The 22,697-nt window shown below is 47.0% G+C and carries 26 protein-coding genes; 19 read left to right on the top strand and 7 right to left on the bottom strand.

Translation table 11 applies throughout. The features are described from left to right. The first annotated feature begins 143 nt into the window (after positions 1 to 143). Entirely contained in the window at positions 144 to 1,883 is a 1,740-nt protein-coding gene (locus MKY74_RS22455; protein WP_076164769.1) for a Rieske (2Fe-2S) protein, read from the top strand. A gap of 237 nt (positions 1,884 to 2,120) precedes the next feature. Beyond that, the gene (locus MKY74_RS22450) at positions 2,121 to 3,344 is read left to right on the top strand and encodes an RNA polymerase sigma factor (protein ID WP_076164771.1); all 1,224 of its coding nucleotides are present in this window, start codon (positions 2,121 to 2,123) and stop codon (positions 3,342 to 3,344) included. A gap of 80 nt (positions 3,345 to 3,424) precedes the next feature. On the opposite strand, the gene MKY74_RS22445 is transcribed toward MKY74_RS22450, so the two are convergent. Further along, positions 3,425 to 3,874 (bottom strand): MarR family winged helix-turn-helix transcriptional regulator, encoded by a 450-nt coding sequence (locus tag MKY74_RS22445; protein WP_076164774.1) that lies wholly within the window; start codon positions 3,872 to 3,874, stop codon positions 3,425 to 3,427. Between the two features lie 134 nt (positions 3,875 to 4,008). Between MKY74_RS22445 and MKY74_RS22440 the strand changes: the two genes are divergently transcribed. Continuing rightward, positions 4,009 to 4,875, top strand: a complete 867-nt coding sequence (locus MKY74_RS22440; RefSeq protein WP_432206596.1) for an SDR family NAD(P)-dependent oxidoreductase — start codon at positions 4,009 to 4,011, stop codon at positions 4,873 to 4,875. Between the two features lie 119 nt (positions 4,876 to 4,994). Here the strand turns inward: MKY74_RS22440 and map are convergent, their stop codons facing one another. Beyond that, a complete protein-coding gene (gene map / locus MKY74_RS22435) occupies positions 4,995 to 5,747 on the bottom strand; it encodes a type I methionyl aminopeptidase (protein ID WP_076164778.1) in 753 nt (250 codons plus the stop codon). Between the two features lie 5 nt (positions 5,748 to 5,752). Beyond that, positions 5,753 to 6,355 carry a TetR/AcrR family transcriptional regulator gene (locus tag MKY74_RS22430; RefSeq protein ID WP_076164779.1) on the bottom strand — a complete coding sequence of 201 codons (603 nt, stop codon included), beginning with the start codon at positions 6,353 to 6,355 and terminating at the stop codon, positions 5,753 to 5,755. A gap of 192 nt (positions 6,356 to 6,547) precedes the next feature. Between MKY74_RS22430 and MKY74_RS22425 the strand changes: the two genes are divergently transcribed. From MKY74_RS22425 to MKY74_RS22400, 6 genes are all read left to right on the top strand, one after another. Further along, the gene (locus MKY74_RS22425; RefSeq protein WP_244169126.1) at positions 6,548 to 6,880 is read left to right on the top strand and encodes an iron-sulfur cluster biosynthesis family protein; all 333 of its coding nucleotides are present in this window, start codon (positions 6,548 to 6,550) and stop codon (positions 6,878 to 6,880) included. Between the two features lie 312 nt (positions 6,881 to 7,192). Next, the gene (locus tag MKY74_RS22420; protein WP_279628451.1) at positions 7,193 to 7,501 is read left to right on the top strand and encodes a PadR family transcriptional regulator; all 309 of its coding nucleotides are present in this window, start codon (positions 7,193 to 7,195) and stop codon (positions 7,499 to 7,501) included. Beyond that, complete coding sequence (locus MKY74_RS22415) at positions 7,498 to 7,845, top strand: DUF1048 domain-containing protein (RefSeq protein WP_076164786.1); 348 nt, start codon at positions 7,498 to 7,500, stop codon at positions 7,843 to 7,845. Before MKY74_RS22420 ends, MKY74_RS22415 begins: the two co-directional genes overlap by 4 nt. A 12-nt stretch (positions 7,846 to 7,857) precedes the next feature. After that, the gene (locus tag MKY74_RS22410) at positions 7,858 to 8,208 is read left to right on the top strand and encodes a DUF1048 domain-containing protein (RefSeq protein ID WP_076164788.1); all 351 of its coding nucleotides are present in this window, start codon (positions 7,858 to 7,860) and stop codon (positions 8,206 to 8,208) included. Between the two features lie 15 nt (positions 8,209 to 8,223). After that, entirely contained in the window at positions 8,224 to 8,982 is a 759-nt protein-coding gene (locus MKY74_RS22405; RefSeq protein WP_076164790.1) for an ABC transporter ATP-binding protein, read from the top strand. Beyond that, complete coding sequence (locus MKY74_RS22400; RefSeq protein WP_076164792.1) at positions 8,983 to 9,750, top strand: ABC transporter permease; 768 nt, start codon at positions 8,983 to 8,985, stop codon at positions 9,748 to 9,750. It abuts the gene before it with no gap. Between the two features lie 256 nt (positions 9,751 to 10,006). Here the strand turns inward: MKY74_RS22400 and MKY74_RS22395 are convergent, their stop codons facing one another. After that, positions 10,007 to 10,216: a hypothetical protein gene (locus MKY74_RS22395; protein ID WP_076164794.1), complete on the bottom strand. Its 210-nt coding sequence runs from the start codon at positions 10,214 to 10,216 to the stop codon at positions 10,007 to 10,009. Positions 10,217 to 10,420: 204 nt separating this feature from the next. Here MKY74_RS22395 and MKY74_RS22390 point away from each other — a divergent pair, with 204 nt between their 5' ends. The 3 genes from MKY74_RS22390 (at position 10,421) to MKY74_RS22380 (ending at position 12,203) form a co-directional block, all read left to right on the top strand. Further along, complete coding sequence (locus tag MKY74_RS22390) at positions 10,421 to 10,753, top strand: winged helix-turn-helix transcriptional regulator (RefSeq protein ID WP_076164796.1); 333 nt, start codon at positions 10,421 to 10,423, stop codon at positions 10,751 to 10,753. A 241-nt stretch (positions 10,754 to 10,994) separates the two neighbouring features. Then, on the top strand, positions 10,995 to 11,723 hold the full coding sequence (locus MKY74_RS22385; protein ID WP_076164798.1) for an NAD(P)-dependent oxidoreductase: 729 nt from the start codon (positions 10,995 to 10,997) through the stop codon (positions 11,721 to 11,723). 21 nt (positions 11,724 to 11,744) lie between these two features. After that, positions 11,745 to 12,203, top strand: coding sequence for a DUF2269 family protein (locus MKY74_RS22380; RefSeq protein WP_076169243.1), 459 nt, complete (start codon positions 11,745 to 11,747; stop codon positions 12,201 to 12,203). A 48-nt stretch (positions 12,204 to 12,251) separates the two neighbouring features. Here the strand turns inward: MKY74_RS22380 and MKY74_RS22375 are convergent, their stop codons facing one another. After that, entirely contained in the window at positions 12,252 to 12,563 is a 312-nt protein-coding gene (locus MKY74_RS22375; RefSeq protein WP_076164800.1) for a Dabb family protein, read from the bottom strand. 21 nt (positions 12,564 to 12,584) lie between these two features. Next, positions 12,585 to 13,154 carry an NADPH-dependent FMN reductase gene (locus tag MKY74_RS22370; protein WP_076164802.1) on the bottom strand — a complete coding sequence of 190 codons (570 nt, stop codon included), beginning with the start codon at positions 13,152 to 13,154 and terminating at the stop codon, positions 12,585 to 12,587. A gap of 167 nt (positions 13,155 to 13,321) precedes the next feature. Here MKY74_RS22370 and MKY74_RS22365 point away from each other — a divergent pair, with 167 nt between their 5' ends. Next, positions 13,322 to 14,230 carry a helix-turn-helix transcriptional regulator gene (locus MKY74_RS22365; protein WP_076169244.1) on the top strand — a complete coding sequence of 303 codons (909 nt, stop codon included), beginning with the start codon at positions 13,322 to 13,324 and terminating at the stop codon, positions 14,228 to 14,230. On the opposite strand, the gene MKY74_RS35740 is transcribed toward MKY74_RS22365, so the two are convergent. Next, on the bottom strand, positions 14,227 to 14,481 hold the full coding sequence (locus tag MKY74_RS35740) for an EamA family transporter (protein WP_445671808.1): 255 nt from the start codon (positions 14,479 to 14,481) through the stop codon (positions 14,227 to 14,229). The genes MKY74_RS22365 and MKY74_RS35740 overlap by 4 nt on opposite strands. A 129-nt stretch (positions 14,482 to 14,610) precedes the next feature. Between MKY74_RS35740 and MKY74_RS22360 the strand changes: the two genes are divergently transcribed. From MKY74_RS22360 to MKY74_RS22335, 6 genes are all read left to right on the top strand, one after another. Next, positions 14,611 to 15,072, top strand: coding sequence for a DUF6843 domain-containing protein (locus MKY74_RS22360; RefSeq protein WP_076164807.1), 462 nt, complete (start codon positions 14,611 to 14,613; stop codon positions 15,070 to 15,072). Positions 15,073 to 15,353: 281 nt separating this feature from the next. Further along, complete coding sequence (locus MKY74_RS22355) at positions 15,354 to 16,946, top strand: extracellular solute-binding protein (protein WP_076164810.1); 1,593 nt, start codon at positions 15,354 to 15,356, stop codon at positions 16,944 to 16,946. A 70-nt stretch (positions 16,947 to 17,016) separates the two neighbouring features. Beyond that, positions 17,017 to 17,979, top strand: coding sequence for an ABC transporter permease (locus MKY74_RS22350; RefSeq protein ID WP_076164812.1), 963 nt, complete (start codon positions 17,017 to 17,019; stop codon positions 17,977 to 17,979). A 13-nt stretch (positions 17,980 to 17,992) separates the two neighbouring features. Further along, positions 17,993 to 18,874, top strand: coding sequence for a carbohydrate ABC transporter permease (locus MKY74_RS22345; RefSeq protein WP_076164814.1), 882 nt, complete (start codon positions 17,993 to 17,995; stop codon positions 18,872 to 18,874). Between the two features lie 232 nt (positions 18,875 to 19,106). Next, complete coding sequence (locus MKY74_RS22340) at positions 19,107 to 21,335, top strand: AraC family transcriptional regulator (RefSeq protein ID WP_341012914.1); 2,229 nt, start codon at positions 19,107 to 19,109, stop codon at positions 21,333 to 21,335. Positions 21,336 to 21,428: 93 nt separating this feature from the next. Beyond that, positions 21,429 to 22,574 carry an enolase C-terminal domain-like protein gene (locus MKY74_RS22335; protein ID WP_244169222.1) on the top strand — a complete coding sequence of 382 codons (1,146 nt, stop codon included), beginning with the start codon at positions 21,429 to 21,431 and terminating at the stop codon, positions 22,572 to 22,574. The last annotated feature ends 123 nt before the right edge of the window (positions 22,575 to 22,697 follow it).

Genomic DNA, 22,697 nt, shown 5'->3' with positions numbered 1-22,697 from the left:
AGAGGACAAGAGCATGTAGGTTATCTGAAATCAAAATAGTAAAAAATTTATCAACTTTTTAAATAAAAATGTTTAATAAGTGTTTGGAATCATATAATCTGTATACAAGGAAAGCAAATGAATTCAAAAATGGAGGCGTTTTCATGAATGGTTGGATTCAGGCGGGTTCGGTAGAAGAGCTTCGAAATCAAGGGCCGAAGCTGATCAAAGGGGGCATCGTTGTTTTTTATCACGAGGATCAAGTGCATGCGCTTGATAACCGATGTCCACACCTCGGTTTTCCTCTCCATATGGGCAGTCTGTGCAATGGAATTTTGACATGCCACTGGCATCATGCAAGGTTTGATGTATGCAGCGGGGGAACGCTCGACCCTTGGGCGGACGATGTTCCTGTACACGATCTTACCGTTCATGACGGATTGATTTGGGTCAATCCAAGCTCCCGAAACGGCAATCAAGTACAACTGTATAAGGATCGGCTTCTAAGCGGACTTGAGCAAAATATCGGTCTTGTCATCGCTAAGGCCATCGTCGGATTAATGGAGGCGGGCGTTCCGGGGAAGGAAATCGCGGCGGTCGGGATCGAATTTGGAGTCAAACAGCGCAGGGAAGGATGGGGCTCCGGATTAACGATTCTGACTGCGATGACCAACATTCTGCCTAAGCTGGATAAGCAAGGCCAGATCCTTGCGTTGTTTCAAGGATTGCTGCACACGGCGCGCGATTCAGCCGGAAGCGGAACGCGCTTCTTGCTCGATCCGCTTCCGAATACAGACGTCTCCATTGAACGGTTAACAGAGTGGTACTGCGAGTGCATCGAGGTTCGGGATACGCGCGGCGCGGAACGGGTGCTTCTGACCGCCGTTCAGGCGGGGGCGGATGAGAGCCGGTTATTCTCCATGATGAGCATGGCGGCAACGGACCATTTTTATATTAATGGAGGCCACACACTGGATTTCCACAATAAAGCTTTTGAGAGCTTGAAGTATGTCGGACACGAACAGCGTGCGGATGTCCTCGCTTCGCTCGTTCCGATGTTTGGGAACGCATCGCGCAGTGAGGAGCTTCATAGCTGGCAATCTCCAGTCAATTTGGTTCAGCCGTTGAAGGAAGCGTTCGAGGAGTTATCCAGTAAGGGAATTTCATCTGGAAAAGGGGGCCCCGGCATTGGCGAGGAGGAACTGCTTCAAGCGCTGCTCGGAGACGATCCGCTTCGGACGATTCGCTTGTTAAAGGAGGCTTTGCTCGGTGGCGCCTCTCCGGTGCGTATATCACAAATTGCCGCATTGGCTGCGGCTGAACGGATCGTCCGCTTCCATATCCATAACGATTTCGGAGACTGGATTTCGGTACTGCACACGTTCACGCATGCTCACGCGGTTCATGAAGGCTTGATTCGTTCCGCCGATCCAGGGCTGGTTCGGGGGATTTTTCATACGGCGGTTACCATTTACCTCGACCGGTTTTTGAATATCCCGGCTGCCCCGAGACCAAGTGAAGTTAGCGCGAGCGAAGAAGTGCCGCAGCCCTTGGAACTGTTGGAGATTCTCGATAAGCAGCAGCAAGTGGCGCCGGCTGCGGCATGGGTGATCCGTTACCTGCACAGCGGCGGTAAGCCGGAGCCATTATTCAACGTCCTGGGTCATGCACTGCTGCGAGAGGATGCGGAATTCCACTCCTTCCAGATGTACGAGGCAGCCGTAGCGGAATATGACCGTTGGGCATCCGAGTCTGGGCCGTTTGCTGAGAAGGCGTGCGAAACGCTGATCCTTGCAGCTACCCGTTATTTGGCAGCGCATGCTCCGACTTCCCGTGAGCTGCCTCATACAGCGAAAATTGCATGGCGGCTCCATCGCGGAGAGAAATTGTTCGAGGAAGAATAGGTGATTCGGTGACGATGTCATTCCTATAATGTAGAATGAATGGTGCTGAAAATAGGCTTTCGATATCATCGGTGGCCTATTTTCTTTTGTATAGGAAAGAGATCATGTACTATTGAGAGCTGATTTAAGCTGTAAAAGATATAGCGATGTAATTACATAATATTTTTTTGTAATGTACGTGGCTTTTTGGCTCCCTCTGGTGTCTAATTCATTGTAAATCAAGAGGAGGTTCTCATCATGTCAGGAGCTCACGACACAAAACCTGTTTATCCGGATGAACAGGCGATCATCAAAAGCTTTGAAAGGGCGTATGAGCAGTATCGTCAAAGAATCCGCAACTATTTCTCGCTGAAATTAAACCCGATGGTTGCGGATGACTTGACTCAACAGGTATTTTTGAAAGCTGTCGAAAACATTCAGAGCTTTAAAGGCAGCTCTAATTTGTTCACGTGGATATTTAAGATTGCTCAGAATACGGTCAAAAACGAATACCGGAGGTTGTCACGAAAAAAAGAATCTCCTTTTGATTTTACAGAGTATGAGTCTCAGTCGATCTCCCTAGAGTTTACAAAATTTGTTGATTTTCGGATGGATATTGGGGCTGCGCTAAAAGAATTAGATGAGGTTGACCAAGAAATAATTTCACTACGTTTTTTTGTGGATTGTACCTTATCTGAAATCTCCAAAATCGTTGGAATGCGTGAGAGTGCCGTAAAGAACAGATTGTACAGATCACTGGAAAGACTAAAAAAGGAATTGAAAGAATGGGGGGAAATTACCATCATGTCTATTCAAGATTTGATTTCCTTTGTAGATAAGGGTGGCAGTGATAGCACGAGCAAACGTTTGAAAAAGGTTCAACAAGATTTGTTTGCTGAACTCAGCAATAATGTAGAGCGTATCTCGACAAAATACAACCACCATCCATCGCAAAAGATAGTGATTGAAATATACCCGGATCTTCCAACGTTTCATCGAGCTGTAGGCGAAGCCGATGCACCCAAATGGTTTATGGGCACATATGAAGGACATATTCTTAAAATCGTATCACCGTTGAATCCAGGACCTGAGCATACGTATCAATCCATTCTGAAAAGCACGGTCCATCTGTTCACCATGTGGTTAATCAATGAAATTAATCCAGCGGCTCCGAAATGGATAAGGCAGGGGATAGGCGGATACGAAGCGAAACAAATGACTCAAGACTTTATTAAAGGCTCGACAGAAGATGCCATCCGCAATTTGGCGATCCCGTCATTTGATGAGTTAAATAACGATACTTGGGATTTTGAAACGATGAAAGGATTCCAGTTCTCCTATATGTTCGTCGAATTTGTTGTTGAGCAATATGGAATGGATACATTAAACAAAGTGATCCGTTATCCGCATGATTTTAACGGAATTTTTCAATGTTCTGAATTGGAACTGCATAAGAAAATGGTTGAGTATATCAGTGGATGATTGCCCGTATGAGGGTACCATCTGAGGTTGAAAATCACCGGCACGCATGCCGGTGATTTTTTTTTGTTGAGCGTTCTATTTTACAAACCATTAAAGCGCTTAAGCATCTGAATAAAAGCCTCCAGGCTGGAGTCGTCCCAGCCCGAAATGCGGTCATAAAATTCAGCTCCTTTTTCATTCATGGCCAGAACGGCTTTGTCGCGTCCCAAATCAGTTACAGACAGCACGACGCCGCGGCGATCATGGGGGTCAGGTTCACTATGAACATAACCTGCTTTTTTGAGCTGGGCGACGAGTCTGCTTACGGAGCTGCGGTCCATAGCCAAGGAATCAGCCAATGAGGTAGCGCTGGACGGACCGTAGGCTAGAAGCCATCGAACCAGCAGAAACGCAGCGGGCTGCAAATTCGGATCAAATACAGCCGCCGTTTTTACGTGAAGGGCATGGGATGCGCTTAACAGGGCATTTAACTGCTGACCAAGATGAAGTTCCAGCTGCGCTCTCCCGGTTTCGTGATTGTTGTTGTCCATAATAAACTCCCATCGATTCCAAAATAGTTGACATATATCAAATAAATAAATATAGTTGAGATATATCAATTATATGAAAGATATAAGCACTCATCAAGTTCAATGCATCCAAGGAAGGAATCGGGGAGGAATGAATCATGTCAGAGCCAATTATTGCGATAACAGGGGCGACGAGAGGCTTAGGACAATTGGCAGCCATTAGCCTGGCTAAGCAAGGCGCCCATCTCATATTAACGGCGAGGAGCGAAAGGGCAGCGGAAATAACGAGAGATATACTTAGCCAGCATGCCCCCAACGCAAAGGTGGACTTTTTTTTCGGTGATCTTTCACTCATGGACCAAGTCAGACAGGTAGGGGATGAAATACGCTCTGCTTATCCTAAAATTGATGTATTGGTAAACAATGCGGGCTTGCATGGTTTCGAGCAACGTATTACCAAGGATGGATACCCGGAGATGGTAGCGGTCAACTATTTAGCGCCGTGGCTGCTGACGCATCTGCTGCTTCCTTCACTGAAGAATGCTGAGCAAGCAAGAATTATTAATGTAGCTTCCGAAGCCTCCCGCCATCACGGGGAACTTAAGCTGCCCCAAGACCTTACGGACACCGCGGAGTTTTCGCGATGGGGTTCCTCCAAAATCTATGGTAAGACGAAGCTGTTGAATATCATGTTTACGGGTGAAATGTCGCGGCGGTTGGAAGGAACAAGCATCACGGTGAATGCGCTGAATCCCGGTTTCAACGTAACGGGTCTGGGACGTGAGCTAGCGTTTTCGTCAATTCTCGAGAAAGCATTGCCATTTTTAAAAATTGGGGATCCGCGGAGAGGTGCGGGGATCATCGTTCAATTGGTCTCGGATTCAAGGTATCGGGGCGTTACTGGCGGGTATTTTAATGTCGGTTCCGGGAAAGCGATCACTCCAGTGCATCCCAGCGGGGATTCCAACACGCAAAGGCTGTTATGGAATGCCACTGAATCATTGTTAAAGCCCTATTTATAAAAAACTTTGAGATCATCTTGCTGAGATGGTGCGTTTTACAATTACGATGAAAGGGGAAGGGCGATCATTAAGAAAGACGAAAACCCTGCCGGCTATGTGCTGGCAGGGTTTTGTTGAATCTAATTCTTTTGCTCGGTCAATATGATCGGTCCATCCGCAGTGATGGCGATCGTATGCTCGTACTGCGCAGAAAGTGAGCCGTCGGCAGTTCTGGCAGTCCATCCGTCGGCATCAACCGTCATGAATGCTTTTCCGGCATTGATCATCGGCTCAATCGTCATAACCATTCCTTCCTTCAAGCGGAACCCTTTGCCCGGCTTCCCTACATGGGGATAATTAGGTTCCTCGTGCATCTCCCGTCCCACGCCGTGACCGAGCAGATCCCGAACCACCGAGTATCCGTTGCGCTCCGCATGGCTTTGAACCGCGTGCATCACATCGCCGATCCGGTTTCCGACGACGGCCTTTTCGATACCAAGGTATAAGCACTCCTTCGTTACCCGCATTAAATTACGGGCTTCTTCCGATACCTCGCCAACTGCATAGCTCCAAGCCGAATCGCCGATCCAGCCATCCGCTTCTGCGACGATATCGATGGTGACGATGTCGCCTTCCTTGAGCGGCTTAGGGCTTGGAAAACCGTGCGCAATGACGTCGTTGACAGACGCACAAATCGCATACGGATATCCGTTGTAGCCGACCGTATAAGCCCTGGCGTTATTCTCCTTCAGGAACCGCACAGCGAACAACTCAATGTCGAGTGTTGTGACTCCCGGCCGGATCATTCCCGCAATGGCTTGATGAAAAGCAGCGACAATTCGGCCGGCTTTTCTCATTTGTTCAATTTCCGCTTTCGATTTCAGGGTGATCATTCCGTTTATCTCTCCTTTGCCTGTATGCCTGAAAAAATCACGTCAACGATGCCTTCGACATCCATCTCGTTGCGCATATTGTGGTGGATGTTCAATGCTGCACAGCCAACCAGCGAGCCAAATATCAGATTAGCTGTCTTCTCCGATGACTTGGAACCGATTCCTTCACGGATCATTTCCGCAAACGGCATATAGATCCGCTCCTGAAAATGGTCAGACAGCTTGATAAACCGGTTACCAGGGAAGTGATGAAAATTATCCGCAACCGTCTTAAGCAATATAAAGACGGAGGGATCTTGAATGCATTCCTTCAAGAGCAGCCTGGAGAACGATTCCGCTTTATGCAAACTGTTGCCGTCTCCGGTCAAAACGGGCTGTACTGCCGACTCCGTTCGATACAGGGCATCCCATAATAAATCTTCCAAAAGCATGTGCTTATTTTTGTAGTAATGATACACGGTTCCGTAGCCGAGCTCAGCCTTGACCGCAACATCGCGTATTTCCAATTGGATACCCTTCTCCAAATATACTTCCGCCGCTGCCTGCATGATTTGGTTCATCCGCATCTCGCGGATCGCGTCATTCTGTTCTTTGGTACGAGGTGACATGGCTCCTCCTTTTTTAGACCTGCAGTAATGTCAATGTAAAAACAATATACATCATGTGATGGATTTGCGCAATCAGAAAGAAATGCTCACAAAGTCTATTCTGACAACAGACGGCCATAGAAATTCACATCATCTCATGGTACATTGTAAGACGACGAGAACATGAACAGCAGTGCAAGCAGGAGGTCAAATGTGAATATATTAATGGATTCCTATCCGGAAGAAAAATTAGCGCAAAGCTTAGCAGGACGTCCCGGTTTTTTTAAGCTTTTTTATGATACCGAGGACTGCGGGTGTAACGGGGTGCTGGCCATCGAGATTCTTGAGCAGCCGCTTGACACCGATATTAAGGTTACAGTAGAAAAATTTACTTTTCTGGTCGACAGGCAGCAGGAAAGCTTATTCGACAACGTGTTGAAGCTGGAAGCGGACCGAGCATATCCTTCGTTTAAGGTGTCCAGCGATTCGGCATTGTACAGTACCAATGTCAGAATCAGAGACGCCAGGGACAGTGCTGCAAAGTAGTTTTTTGTAGTCTGGATTCAAAAAATGTAAGACGACAAGAACATACACAGAGAATAGCCGCATAACTGCGGCTTTTTTTGTTTTTAACAATGCCTGGGTTACAGGACGTTGTTTCAGCATCCGGAATACCCGACAATAAGAGGCTTCACAGCTTGTGATGGAAAATCAAATGTAAGCCTATTTTTGATAATGCGTCGGGAAACGCGTTGACAATACCAGCTACTACGTGTTACTTTATAGCGGTAGTAAGTATTACTTCATACCAGTCTCACAGAATAGCAAGGAGCGATTGTGTTGGAAAATTTAACGGAAATGCTTAAAGGCGTGCTTGAGGGCTGCGTCCTTGAAATCATAAGCCGCCAAGAAACCTACGGCTACGAAATTACGCGGCAGCTGAACGCCCTCGGCTTCACAGATGTTGTGGAAGGAACGGTATACACCATTCTGATCCGGCTTGAAAAAAACAAGTTGGTGGAGATCACCAAGAAACCCTCCGACATGGGACCGCCGCGAAAGTTTTTCGCGATCAACGACGCAGGGCGTGAGGAGCTGAAGAAGTTCTGGGGAAAATGGGAGTTTGTATCGTCCAAAATAAACGAGTTAAAGGAGAAGAAAAAATGAATTTTTGGGAAAAAATCACCGGCAGCGACATGACCAAAGAAATGAAAGCTTTTGAATCGCGGGCCCAAAAGCTGCCTGCCGATTATCAAGCGGCGTGGAAAAAAATAAATGCCAACCTTTGGGTGCATTCCGACTTCACCGGCCGCAACCTCATGCCGATTCTTGACGGTGTGCTAGGCCTGCTTGAAGAAACTGCGGCGGACGGCCAGAGTGTTCAAGAGGTTTTGGGTGACGATATCCAAGGCTTCTGTTCAGCGCTGGCCGGCGAAGAAGGGGCAAAGTCTTTTCGTGACAAGTGGCGCGAGCAGCTCAACCATAATATCGCCAAAAAATTAGGCAAATAGGAGGAGGATCACATGAGTATACGAGATATCATCGAAGGCAAAAAAGAGTGGCGGGCGCACGTGGCGCGAGTCAAAGCGCTCCCGCGGGATTATCAGATTGTGTATAAGGAGATTCAAAAATATCTCTTTAAAGTAGGCCCTGTTGAGCTAACCGAAGGGACCGGCTTACTCTCGGGAATCGTCGATCTTTTTGAAGAGGGCGCAGCTGTGGGGAAAGGCGTGCTCGAAGTGACGGGAAGAGATGTAGCGGCTTTCTGCGACGATCTCATCAAAGATTCAAAAACTTACGCTGACATCTACCAGGAAGCGGTTGCCCGAGAAAGTAACAAGGCCATAAAAAAGGCAACGGATAAAACAAAGTAAAAGAGGGATATCCGAATGGAAAAACCAATTGAAGTGAAAGGTCTGCGAAAATCTTTTAAGGACACAGAAGTTCTAAAAGGCGTCGATCTTGAAGTGGGGCGAGGTGAGATTTTCGCCCTGCTTGGCTCCAACGGGGCGGGCAAGACGACGATGGTCAGAATCCTCACCACGCTCCTCAAACCGGACGGGGGGACCGCCACCGTAAACGGCTGTGACGTCGCATCAAAGCCCGACCGGGTACGACAATCGATCAGCCTGACTGGACAGTTTGCCGCCGTGGACGAAATATTGACGGGACGGGAAAATCTGATTATGATCGCCAAGCTGCGGCACCTCAAAAATCCGCGCCAGGTCGCGGATAGTATGCTGCAACGCTTCGGCTTGACGGACGCCGCTGACCGCAAGGCATCTACTTATTCGGGAGGGATGCGCCGCAGGCTCGACATCGCTTTGAGCCTTGTGGGCAATCCGCAGATCATCTTCCTCGACGAGCCGACTACCGGACTTGACCCAGAGGCCCGTATCGAAGTTTGGAAAACCGTCAAGGAACTTGCCGGCGGTGGCACGACGATCTTCCTGACCACGCAATATTTGGAGGAAGCTGAGCAGCTCGCCGACCGTATAGCCATTCTGCATGAAGGCCGGATTATTGCGAGCGGCACGCTCTCTGAGCTGAAAAAGCTGTTCCCATCCGCAAAGGTGGAGTATGTAGAAAAACAGCCGACATTAGAAGAGATATTCCTCGCAATCGTTGGAAAGAAGGAGGCTATGTAAATGGAGACAGTCAAAAATCACTTTTTTAGCGATATGGGCGTTATGCTTGGACGTTCCATGCGTCATATATTCCGCAGCATGGACACCATCATTACGGTCTGCATCACACCGATTGCGATGATGCTGCTGTTTGTCTATGTGTTTGGCGGCGCAATTCACACCGGAACGGAAAACTATGTGAACTACCTGCTGCCCGGCATCCTGCTGATTGCGATTGCGAGCGGGATATCCTATACGGCTTACCGCCTGTTTATGGATAAGCAGCGGGGCATCATTGAGCGGTTCCACTCCATGCCGATTTCGCGTTCCGCCGTGCTGTGGGGGCATGTGCTGACCTCGCTGGTATCCAATATGATTTCTCTTGTCGTCATCATACTCGTAGCGCTCATCATGGGCTTTCGTTCCTCGGCAGGGGTTCTGCCATGGCTCGCTGTAACCGGTATACTCTTGCTGTTTACACTGGCTTTGACATGGGTCGCAGCGATTGCCGGATTGTCCGGAAAATCGGTCGAAGGGGCCAGCGCATTTTCCTATCCGCTGATCTTCCTGCCATTTATCAGCTCGGCCTTTGTGCCGACCGATTCGATGCCGAAGGTCGTTCGCGCTTTTGCCGAAAACCAGCCGGTCACCTCTATTGTTGAAACCATCCGTGCACTATTGTCCAATCAACCGGTAGGCAATGATATCTGGATCGCTCTGGCGTGGTGCGTCGGCATTATGCTCGTCGCTTATGTCTTTGCGATGAGGGCGTATAAAAAGCGGGCGTAAATTAGTAATCACCATCCTTTTCTCCGTCGCGAATTTCAGCAAACCCTCCATTAAGACGGAACATTGCATACATTTTTATTCTCGGCTTCTGGGCTGCGGTCTACCAGGTAATCGTAGATTACGGATGGCACTGACGCGGGCTTTTAATAAAACAGCAGCAGTCTGGATTATTGTTTTCTCGTCCTTGGCTGCTGCTTATTTATTGGTGACAATAGGGGGTTTTTGCTTGCGCCCAGGCACCACTGCCGGACATCATTTATCGAATACGGAAGAAAACACCAATGTTTTTCTGTTCCGTAATGACAAACCCGTTTTTAAGCAGACAGAGCACCGCATCTTTTACGGGTGCGCCTACTTTTAAAGTACTGAGGCAAGGGGACGCGCTACCTATAATACGTACTTTGCCGATGTTGGCAAAATTTTTTTTGCTTCTGACGATAATGACCACATCCGGAAAACGGCTCATGATATCAGCTCCTAACTTGAAGTGGATATTATAAGGTATTCCGCTTCATGCAGGAATGCTTGGACACCGTGAAGTACTCGGGATGGGAGGTGCCAATACGGTTCAGACGGTTATGGATTGACTTGATTGTAGAGGCTAATGTAAAATTTTGTTATGTTCATTGTAGTTAATGTACTTACTTACAGGTAAGGGGATGATTCATCAATGATTCATCAGCGTGAATGTCCGATTGAGACCATCATTCATGTATTAAGTGGCAAATGGAAGCCGATGATTTTATGGCTTTTGATTGATTCTACAAAGCGATTCAGCGATCTGGAAAAGCTTATCCCTGATGTTTCGCAAAAAATGCTTGCACAACATCTCCGGGATTTGGAACGAGAAGGCGTAGTCGATCGAACGGTTTACCCGACAGTCCCTCCAAGAGTAGAATATTCCCTTAGTAAATACGGTCAAACCTTGATTCCTGTTGCGGAAGTCATGTGTGCTTGGGGAGAGAATCATAATAAGCGGAAGTATGAAGAGCCGGCGTCATAAAGCGGAATTAATGAACTTGTACACGAATTCAATCCACTCCAAATAAAAGCTGCTACGGGATTTCCGGGCAGCTTTTTGCTTCCCTGCAGTCACACTACTGAAAAAAAGCATGGTATCCCTTTCCGTCATACTTACTTTTAAGTAAGTCCCCTACTTTAAAGTGGGTTCTTAACATCCTTTTGAAGCGATGCTAAGCTTGAGCTAACCAAATATTGGGACCCATGAAGAGGAGGACATAACGATGAAAATCATTGTTTTTGGAGCGACGGGGAATACAGGGAAAAGAGTGTTGGCACAAGGGATACAAATGGGGCATGAAATGACCGCATTTGTGCGAAATGCTGAGAAACTTTACGATCAGCTGGGTGAGCATTCCGCTCAGCATGTAAGAGTGATCGTGGACGATACGATGGACCCGGTGAGCGTTCGTGAGGCACTTGTGGATCAAGACGCCGCTATTATTGCAGCCGGCCATGCGGGGCAGGGAGAAGAGTTTGTCCGTATCGTCGATAACATTGTAAGCCAGTGTGAATTGGAGCCTAGTTTCTCCGGGCGGGTATGGGTTATGGGAGGAGCCGGCCTGCTGGATATTCCATATACTGATTGGATCGGCAACAATTTACCCGGCTTTCCGCCTGAGTATAAAAATCATAACCGGAATTTCGAAAGGCTGCAGCGGACGGACCTCGATTGGACCATGATGTGTCCGGGAACCATGACAGATTCGAGAGAGCATGCAGATTCTGCTCATCTGCATGTCACAACGGAGATCTTGCCCGTTCCGATGCAGGAGACGATCAAGGACTTTTCCGAAGCAGAGGTAGCCGGTCACTTGTTCAGCAGATTTCAAGAACTGAATGTGGCTTATGACGATGTCGTCATGTGTATGTTAGACCATCTTGAACTCGACGGATCGTTTAAAAGAAAAAGGGTCGGTCTAGCCTATCAAAGCAATATTGCAGTGAGCTGAGGAGGAGGGGATGATGGGATGATGGGTCTATTTGGATTCCTGCTCGTTTTGCATATATTGTCTTCGATCGCTTTTATCGGCCCCGCTTTCGTAACGCCCATCATTCGGAGATCCGCCAGAACGGTCGGCCAGCTGCACTTTGTATTAGGTATAACGGCCAAACTGGCCATCATGCCTAAAATTGGCGGAACCGGACTTATTCTGACCGGGGTTGGGCTTATGATCATCACCAAGATGGGGTTATCCCAAATGTGGCTGAATGTATCCATTCTCTTAGCGCTGCTTATGGTTGGACTGATCGACGGATGGATCGAGCCGCGTATGAAAAAGATCAGAAAAACCATTTCTGAGCGTCAAGACCAAAGTAATGACATACCCGCCGAATTCGGACTGCAGTTAAAAAAGATCGTGCCCATCGAGATGGCAGCCATGCTGCTGATGATTGCCGTATTGGTGCTCATGGTCGTTAAGCCATTTTAAAAGCCGCATAACTGCGGCTTTTTTTAATAACAAAATATGTGTATTCTTCTAATCCTGACCTTTCCAGGGGTAGTCCATAACGATGATCCCTTCAACATTTGGGCCAATCGTCTGCAAAAACTCTTGATGCAGGGGATGCTGAATATAGTCCTGGCAAGCCTGTTGATTCTCAAAAGAGACGCGGATTCCCAGCGTATACCCCTGCATATGCTCCTTCTCCTCCGTAACGTTTATTCCAGCGGTAATTTCTGTAATACCCGGAATGTTTCCCTTAAAGTCATAAACTTGCATGACGGCTTCTTCTTTTTTTGCAGTCGAAACATCGGGCTTAAATTTCAATAGTACAATATGCTCAAACATCTTTTTCCTCCAGATTCTCGTTTATACTTGACTTTGCAGCTGCTTTAATCGGGATTGTTCTTTTGCCCATTTCACGAAATTCCCGGATACGAGATCCAGGTACTTAATCGTAGGTTCATCGGTCAACTCACCCTTCTCGTTCATTTTCTCATGCACAAGGCCAATGTATACTTCATTTCCCGGTAACAGCGGCGATGAAATGCCGGAAGAAAACAATATATCACGTAGATGGCCCTGCGCTTTCACCGATCCCAGCAGACCCATGGAAGAGCCTACGATCCAAGAGGGCTTACCGACCATCACTTGGTCAACGCGGGATAACCAGTCAATCGCATTTACCATAACACCTGGAATGGTTGAATTATACTCAGGAGTGACCCATAACACCGCGTCGGCTTCAGCGACTCTGCCCTTGAAATCGATAACCGTCTGCGGCGGAGCGGACTCCGTATCTTGATCGTAAAAAGGAAGATCCCGGATATTCAACACATCCAATTGGAAAAGATGCTTATAACGATGTTGAATATAGTAAGCTAGTTTTAAATTAAAAGATTCCTTGCGGATGCTGCCGACAATGGCGGCTACTTTCATTGTCATCACCTCAATCAGATTGGTTCGAATGGAAAAGAACAGGTTGGGGCGACCACTGTCTTATCCATTCTTGCTTTTCCTCCTATGGAGGACATAAACTGAGTTTAATGAAACCTGAAGAGGCTAGGAAGAGATCTGGTTATCGTAGGATTGGGAATCCTACGTTCATGAATATAGTAGGGGGCATGGGGATTATGTCAAAGAGATTGGACCGATACGAGGAATTATCTCGATTTTTACGCTCACGGCGAGAAAGGATAACACCTAAGCAAGCAGGATTACAGGATTCCGGACGCAGACGTACACCTGGACTTCGCCGAGGAGAGGTGGCTCTGTTGGCAGGTGTGGGATTGGATTGGTATACCTACTTGGAACAGGGGCGTCATATTAACGTATCCGTAGAAGTCCTTGATCGGATAGCAGAAGTGCTCCGGTTAGATGAATCGGAACGCAGACATCTGTACCATCTGGCCCGTAAGCAATATCCCTTGGTTGAAACAAAGAAAACATCTCAGGTTACACCGGAACTGCAACGCTTTCTAGATAGCCAAAACCTGTCCGCGGCAAATGTCATGGATGCTCGTATGAACATCATTGCCTGGAATGAAGCTTATTGCGCGTTGAATGGGGAGCTGGCCGCTGTGTCAGATCGGGAGCGGAATTTCGTATGGATGACGTTTACGTCACCCCGCTTCCGTTACGCTAAAGGAGAACAATGGGAACTGCATGCCAGGCGGATTGTCGCTAATTTTCATGCCGGTTATGCGCGTCACGGTGACGACCCCTGGTGGTCTGAACAGTTCGAGGCTTTGTCTCAAGTTAGCAGGGAGTTTCGGGAGTTTTGGGACGATCATGAAGTACTCGATGCCATAGATGCTCCAAAGACGCTGCACTGTCCGAATCTCGGGAAGTTGAATTTTGATCTTGTTTCGTTTCAGTATTTACATGATCCGAATTTGACCGTTTCCATTCATGTTCCTCATCAAGATGGCACGATGGAAAAAATGCAGCGTTTATTAAGTGATTATCAGAGCAGCAGGCATGCTGAGGCACTTGAAACTTCACGAAGAGTTTAGTTGTGAGGGCCGGGAGCGGTGACGGTTGGCTTTTGCCCATGATTTCCACTCGGCTCCGTTCGTTTTGTCCGTACTGCGGTGACGACACCCAATATGACCATGAAGGTACCGACGACATGAACCCAACCTACCGGCTGCCCCATCAGTACCGAAATCATCAGCGTTACGACAGGAACCAGGTTGAAGAATACGGAGGTACGGTTTGCACCTACTTTCTGCTTTATTTTGTACAAAAGAACCACAGTTGAAATTGAGATGGACCTGCCTGCAAATGCGGAAGCAATCGAAAAGGGGGATGAAATGGATCAAGATCACGGATATAATAAAAGACGTAGATGAATGTGACGAATTTCACTTATTATGCAAGGGTGGGGACACTGATGAAAAATCGATATTTATTAAGCATGGCGCTATTAGCCAGTATAGCTTTTGTTTTATTATCAGCTTGTACTTTCTCACCTAAAAACCATAATGTTTATTTGATTCCTAAAGGCTATACCGGGTGGGTTTTTATTATCTATCACCAAAATAGTGCGTCCGAAATCATTGCGCAAGACGGTACATACCAATACAAGATTGGATCAAACGGAGTTCTTAAAACAGCTACTGAAGATGTAAGGTATGGCATTACTACAGATGATTATTTCTATATTGACGAAGAAAACAACAGGATCGGTTTAGATCCAGATGAGCTCATTCATTCGCATACAGTTACAAAGGCAGAAACTCAAGGGGGACTCCAGTATCCGGCAGTCGAATCTTTTTTTGTTGGAACTGAAGCTCAGTTAAGCAAAAACCCGAAAGTGGTTTATCCCCCAGATGTGAAACCCATAAACGATTAAGATGAAGATAAAAGCCGCACACCTGCGGCTTTTTATTTTTTCACGATAGATGTTCCTGTCAAATCCGACGACAACAACAGGTTACGCAGCCGAAAAAAGACAAGGAAACCAACGCGTTTTCGTCTATATTCATTAATATGGTCGATTCAGTTTTATTTTCGCAAGTAGTCGATCTTAATAACGGCAAACCTTTTCTGATTTTGTACGATTTCGGGAGAAACCACCATCCTTTATGCTAAATATGGCAAAAGCACATCTAAATTGAGGAGGAGCTACGATTGATGCAGATGAGCAGGAAAATAATCAATAAGCTTGCACCCGTTTTATGTTTGGGGCTAGCCGCCATAGCGATGGCCGGCTGCAGCAGTGAGGATACGGCAAAGGGGAGTACGAAATCCGCAGAGACAACCGAACCTTTGAGCCACTTATCGTATTGGAAAGAGATGCATAAGGACGCAGCGGCTATTATGAAAAGCTATGGAGAGATTACCGCTATTAAAGAAATCGAAAAGAACACCGGTGTCACCATCGATTATCAACACCCGGCCCAAGGCCAAGGTGGGGAACAATTCAACTTGATGATGGCCTCGAAATCACTGCCGGATGTCGTGGAGTATTCTTGGAATAACTATCCGGGAGGCGCTCAAAAAGCGATTCGGGATGGTAAGATCATTCCATTAAACGACTATTTGGATGATGCGCCTAACTTCAAAAAGCTGCTGGACGAGAACCCGGAATGGAGAAGGCAAGCATCTACTGACAAAGGTGATATTATCGGCTTCCCGTTCATCCGCCCCGTTAGAAAACTGCAAACCCACGACGGCCCGGTTATCCGTAAAGATTGGCTGGACAAGTTGGGGTTGCCTATTCCTAAAACGATCGACGAATGGTACACCGTTTTGAAAGCGTTTAAGGAGCAAGATCCCAACGGCAACGGGAAGGCGGATGAAATTCCGATCATGGTCGGAGCAGGCGAGCTTGCTTTTACTGGAGTTTTTGGAATCCCGAACGGCTTTTATCATGAAGGAAATACAGTCAAATATGGCCCCGTTCAACCCGAATATAAGGAATACCTTACCACCATGAACCGTTGGTACAATGAGGGCTTGCTGGACAAAGACTTTGCAGCCAATGACAGCAAAATGTACGATGCCAAAATGACAGGCAATCAGGTCGGTGCGGCTGTGATGGCAGTAGGCGGCGGCTTGGGCAGATTTATGGATTTAATGGAGTCCAAGGAACCGCAATTCAAGCTTGTTGCCACACCTTATCCGACATTGAAGTCCGGCGATAAACCGATATTCGGTCAAATGGACAATCAAATTGTAGGCATATTCACGGCTATTACCGGAAGCAACAAGCATGTAAAAGAAACTGTAAAATTCCTCGATTACTTCTATAGTGAAGAAGGACGAATGATCATGAACTTCGGTAAAGAAGGCGTCTCCTATACGATGGAGAACGGTTATCCGAAGTATACGGACTCGGTCATGAACAATCCGGATGGATTGCCGCTTGCGCAATCCCTTAAGCAGCATGTCTTGTCCGCTGATGCCGGTCCGTTCTTGCAGGATGTACGCTACATGGAGCAATATGCGGCCAGACCGGAGCAGCAAGAGGCTTTAACCGTCTGGGCAGAACCTTCGAATGAAAAGAGAATGCCTCCGATCACGATCGCCAGGGAAGACAACAGCCGATATGCCTCGATCATGAACGATGTTGACACCTACAAAAATGAAATGATCGTGAAATTTATTATGGGCGCAGAATCGCTAAATAAGTTCGATGAGTATGTCGCTACCCTGAAAAGCATGGGGCTCGACGATGCGATCAAAATGCAGCAATCCGGATTGGAACGCTACAACAACCGCTAAAAAGCCTACTAAACTGGAGGCGGAAAGCTTACGGCTTGCCGTTCTCCCGTGTTCAAAGAAGGAGTAAGCCATGCCTAATGTACAGGGAAATATGGTGACGACGGCAGCGGGGAACCGGGCAGACACGAAATGGAGCATCATTAAAAGGGACATGATCCGAAATCGCTACATTTATCTTATACTGCTGCCTGTCATTGCCTACTATATCGTTTTTCATTACGGACCGATGTATGGTCTGCAAATTGCTTTTAAAGATTACGGGCTTGCAGACGGCATTTGGGGAAGTCCGTGGGTTGGTTTTGACCATTTTAAAAGCTTTTTTGGAAATTACTATTTTTGGAGACTGATTCGGAACACCTTGTTGATCAATATTTATGAATTGCTGTTCGCATTTCCCGCTTCGATTATCCTTGCGTTATTGCTTAATGAAATTCGGAAGGGCTTTTTTAAACGGATCGTACAGACGATAAGCTACCTCCCGCACTTTATCTCCATCGTCGTTGTGGTAGGGATGATGATCGATTTCTTTGCCCGAGACGGTCTGGTGAATAACCTTCTCCTCATGATTGGACTTCAACCGATTGCTTTCATGCAGGAGCCGGAATGGTTTCGGTTCATGTACATTTCCTCGGGGATCTGGCAGGGAATCGGATGGGGCTCGATCATCTATCTCGCATCCATTGCCAATATCGATCCGACGCTTTATGATGCGGCCCGGATTGACGGAGCAGGGCGATGGAAACAGACCTTGCATATTACCTTAACCGGAATTATGCCAACCATTGTGATCATGTTCATCCTCAATATTGGATCCATGCTTTCCGTCGGGAGCGAGAAAATTATCCTCATGTACAATCCGATAACCTACGAGACGGCCGATGTCATCTCCACCTATGTATACAGAAAAGGTATTCTTGGAGCCGATTTCGGTTATACCGCTGCCGTGGGGCTGTTCAATTCGGTCATCAGCTTCGTTCTGATCGTACTCGCCAATTCCATTAGCAAACGAGTGAGTGAACATAAATTATGGTAAAAGGAGAAACGGTATGCTTCACAAACGCAGCCTGGGTGAATGGATATTTTCCGGCGTCAACACATGCTTCATGATTCTGCTTTGCTTCGTCACGCTTTACCCGTTCCTATACGTATTGTTCGCCTCTTTGAGCGATCCTACAGAAATGGCCCGATTTCGCGGCATGCTGTTTTACCCTAAAGGATTTAACTTGGAGGCATATAAAGCCGTAATGGATAATCCGATGATCCTGACGGGTTACCGAAACACGATTTTTTATGTCGCTGGCGGTACAGCCATCAACTTATTCATGACAACACTTGGAGCCTATGCCCTTTCTCGCCGCAACGTCTATTTCAGCAATTCCATCATGTTCATGATTGTGATCACGATGGTGTTCAATGGGGGGCTCATTCCATCGTTTCTGCTGGTGAACAGTCTCGGCATGCTGGATACGCCTTGGGCACTTCTCTTGCCTGGGGCAGTCAGTTCATTTAACTTGATCATTATGCGAACCGCATTTCAAGCGGTACCCGTAAGTCTGGAGGAATCCGCGCGGATCGACGGAGCGAACGACTGGACCATCATGAGCCGGATCATTGTTCCTCTCTCGATGCCCGTGATAGCCGTCATGATTTTGTGGTATGCCGTCGGACATTGGAATTCGTACTTTAGCGCATTGATTTATTTGCGTGACCGGGAGTTATTTCCCCTGCAACTGGTTCTCCGTGAAATTCTGATCTCCAACAGTACGGACAGCATGACGACCGATGCAGCGGCCTCAGATCGGTTAGACATCGGAATCACGATCAAGTATGCGACAATTATCATTTCTACACTTCCGATATTATGTCTGTATCCGTTTCTGCAAAAGTATTTTGTGCACGGTGTCCTGATCGGTGCGTTAAAAGAATGATCGTCACACGAATCGGTCATCCAACGAAGGGAGTAAGCTTGCTCTTCCCGAATAATAGGGAGTGAGCAAGCTTTTCTATACTAGGAGGATCGCAATGTTTTCATTCATCCGAAAAAAGAATGCCGGGAGCAAAAGAAGAAGCCTATTCATCAGAATGCTCGTATCCAATTGTCTGCTGCTCCTGCTTCCCATCATCATCTGGTTTTTTTTCTATACCCAGTTTGAACATATCATGAAAGCCAATGCGGAACGTTCCAATCTTGGCATGCTGGAGCAAATGCGTCTCAATATAGACAGCAATCTTAGAGATATCGAACATTTATCCAATCAAATGATACTCAATCCTAAGCTGCGTTATTTATTGGATACGCCGAGTAAAAACTTATCCGAACGATATCATCTGGTACAGTTTTCAAGAGACTATTTAAAAATGTACTCCCACATGACCAACAATTTTGTTTACGATTTCTATATTTTTTTGGACCGAAGTGATTCTGTGATCAAACCGAACCTCGTGACCGATTCGCACAGCTTTTACGATAAATATTATAGCTTTGATCATCTTACCTATGAAGAATGGCGTAAACAGATGATCAGCTACCATAGTCAAACTTACCTGCCGGCCGCAACCTTACAGCGAAACAGCAGCCTGAAGAATGATCCTATGAAAGTCATTACCTTTATGCAATCGCTGCCTGTCGAAGACACCTCCACGATTAAAGGGAGTCTTGTCGTTCTGATCGATGAAGCCGAAATTCACGAAATGACACGAAAAATCGAGTCCGCCAACGGGAGCTCCGTTTATATCGTGGACCAAAATCATGAACTCATCAGCAGTACACCCGGTGCCAGCCCTTTATCAAAATCCATATTGAACGAACTGAAGTCGAATACCGGTCTACTCAATACCCATCTGAACGGTCAAGATGTGATGGTATCATTCACCACCTCGGAACAAGTCGGATGGTACTATATTGATGTGATGCCATTGAATTTATATCTGCATAAATTAAAACAAATGGAGCATCTTGCGCTGTGGCTTCTCTTGTTATGCATCCTCGTAGGGAGCGCAGCAGCGTATGGAATCACATATAGAAATTATTTTCCAATCAAAAGAATTGTAGAGGCGATACCGGCCGGAAAGTTCCATCCCCGGAAAGCGGCTGGTGATGAATTCGACTACATCATGGAAATGATGAAGGTTTCCTGGGACGAGGAGAGAAGTATAAAGAACAAGCTTACCCAGCAGCTGCCCTTGCTTCGTTCCAATTATTTGCATCGTGTGCTTCAGGGCTATTACGAGCCTCCAGAGCAAATGAAACAATCGCTGGAATTTATGGGTATCCAGTTTCCGTTTCCTCATTTTGCCGTCATTCTCGTTCAAGTGGACGACTTGACCCGGTTCGCACCGAACCAAAGTGAAAAACAATGGGCATTGGTCCGATTTATTATCTCCAATTTGGCTGAAGATTCGATCTACGACTTGCATACGATACATACTATAGACCTGGAGAAAAACCGGCTGGCCCTGCTCGTCAATCTGTTGCCGGATCAGTTGGGGCACCCGGCTTGCCGGGTTAAGGACATCGTCTCTGAATTGCACCGCATTCTCGAGACCCGATTCAAGCTGGAGATCAGTATAGCCATAAGCGGAGTTCATGAGGGGCAGCATCAGATTGGAGAAGCCTATTTGGAGGCGGCTGCCGCCTTGGAGTACAGGATGGTAAATGGGCAGCTGTCGATCTTTTATTATCATGATATCCGCCAGCAAAAGCTGCAATATTATTACCCCGTCGAAACCGAGCTGCAGTTAATCAATTGTGTTCGAAGCGGTGACAAAGAGCAGGTTGTCCTTCTGCTCAAACAGCTGTTCGATATGAATTTTAGCGACGAATCTATCACTCCTGAGCTGGGGAGATGCCTATTATTCAGTCTCGCCAGTACCCTGCTGCGTATTATGACTTCGGATACTCCGGCGTACCGCAGGCTTACAGAGGGCGACATCCATCCTGTACGTTTCCTGCTCTCCTGTAAAACAACCGATGAAATGTTTGAAAAAGCGAAGGATCTGTATTTATCGGCTGCCGAATCATTCAAACTGGAACGGAGTGACCACAGTGAACAGCTCCTTCTGCAAATACAGGCTTGTATTCAAGCGAATTACGCCGATCCCAACATGAGCCTGAATTTATTGTCTGAGCATTTGCAAATCACACCGCAATATATCTCACAATTTTTTAAAAGGGTAAGCGGGCAGAACTTAAACGACTACCTGACCGTCGTACGGATGGATCACGCCAAGGAACTGATGTCGGATCCCGGGCTGACCAACGCACAGATCGCCAAGATGGTCGGCTATACAAGTGACAGCGTTTTCATTAGAGTTTTTAAGAAAGTCGAAGGGATTACTCCTGGTAAATATAGAGAGAGTATGACGAAATGTGATAGACGAATACCATAGGCTGCTAACCATATAGTCTTTTAATGTGGTCAACGATTTGAATCATTGGGAAATGAAACCGCCGAGTTGATGAAGGAGGGGGATCCTGTGAATATGACGGGTATACAATCGGATTGGATCGTGGAAAAGATCGAATTCGCCAAGTTAAGGGGAGAACGTGCCAGAAACGCCGGGGCCAATGGCAGAATCGGCATTCATGGCAAAAGCTGTACAGTCGATATCGCCAGAATTACGATCGATGGACAAACGGGTTACGGCAGCTCGCTACATATGACGCCGGAGTGGGCCGAAGGCATCATAGGCCGTAGATTGCTTGACTTATTTGATGACAAGGGCAGACTGCGCGAAGCGTATCGCTTGCCATTGGAATATCCGGTGTTAGATTGGTTAGGACGGAGACAAGGCAAACCAGTATATGACTTGGTATCGGATGCCAACCTGGAAAGGGGAGTCCCATTTGTTGTCCCATGTTATGACACCTCTCTATACTTCGACGATTTGCATCTTTCCGATGAGCAGGCAGCCGTCGCATTGATGCAAGAAGAAGCGATACAAGGCTTTGCGAAGGGCCAGCGTCATTTTAAAATTAAGGTTGGCCGAGGCGGACGCCATATGCCGCTTTGGGAAGGGACGAAACGGGATATTGCGATCGTACGCGGGATTGCAGAAGTGGCGGGTCCCACAGGCAAAATTATGATCGATGCTAATAATGCGTATAATTTGAACCTAACCAAAGAGGTATTGGCGGCTTTGTCGGATGTGAACCTGTATTGGCTGGAAGAAGCGTTTCATGAGGATGAAGCCTTGTACGAGGACCTGAAGGAATGGCTCCGGCAACGCGGGCAGAATGTGCTTATCGCAGACGGGGAAGGGCTTGCCTCACCGCATCTCGTGGAGTGGGCGATTCGCGGATGTGTCGATGTGCTACAGTACGATATCATCTCGCCGGGTTTCACACATTGGATGGAATTAGGCGAAAAGCTGGATGCCCATGGTTTGCGGTCCGCGCCTCATTGTTACGGCAATGCTTACGGGATTTACGCGTCGGGGCATTTGTCGGCTGCGGTGCAAAACTTCGAATTTGTGGAATATGACGACATTATCATTGAAGGCATGGATGTATCAGGTTATCGAATCGAAACCGGAGAGATTCATATTCCGGCGACCCCCGGTTTCGGAATCGTCTTCGACGATGAGCTTGTCACCAGCCTGATCCAGCAATCCGGATGGTCCCTTTAAAACCTCAGAATAAGCCGAGAATATATTCAAGTTGCAAGGAGGCTGCCGCATGGCGGCCTTTTTTAGTTCTCTTGATTTCGACCAAAATGTTTACAAGTCGGATACAATTCGGAGATAGTTTGG

The organism is Paenibacillus sp. FSL R5-0378, from assembly GCF_038009285.1.
GTDB lineage: Bacteria > Bacillota > Bacilli > Paenibacillales > Paenibacillaceae > Paenibacillus_AQ > Paenibacillus_AQ favisporus.
This window is presented reverse-complemented; position numbering and strand designations above follow the sequence as displayed.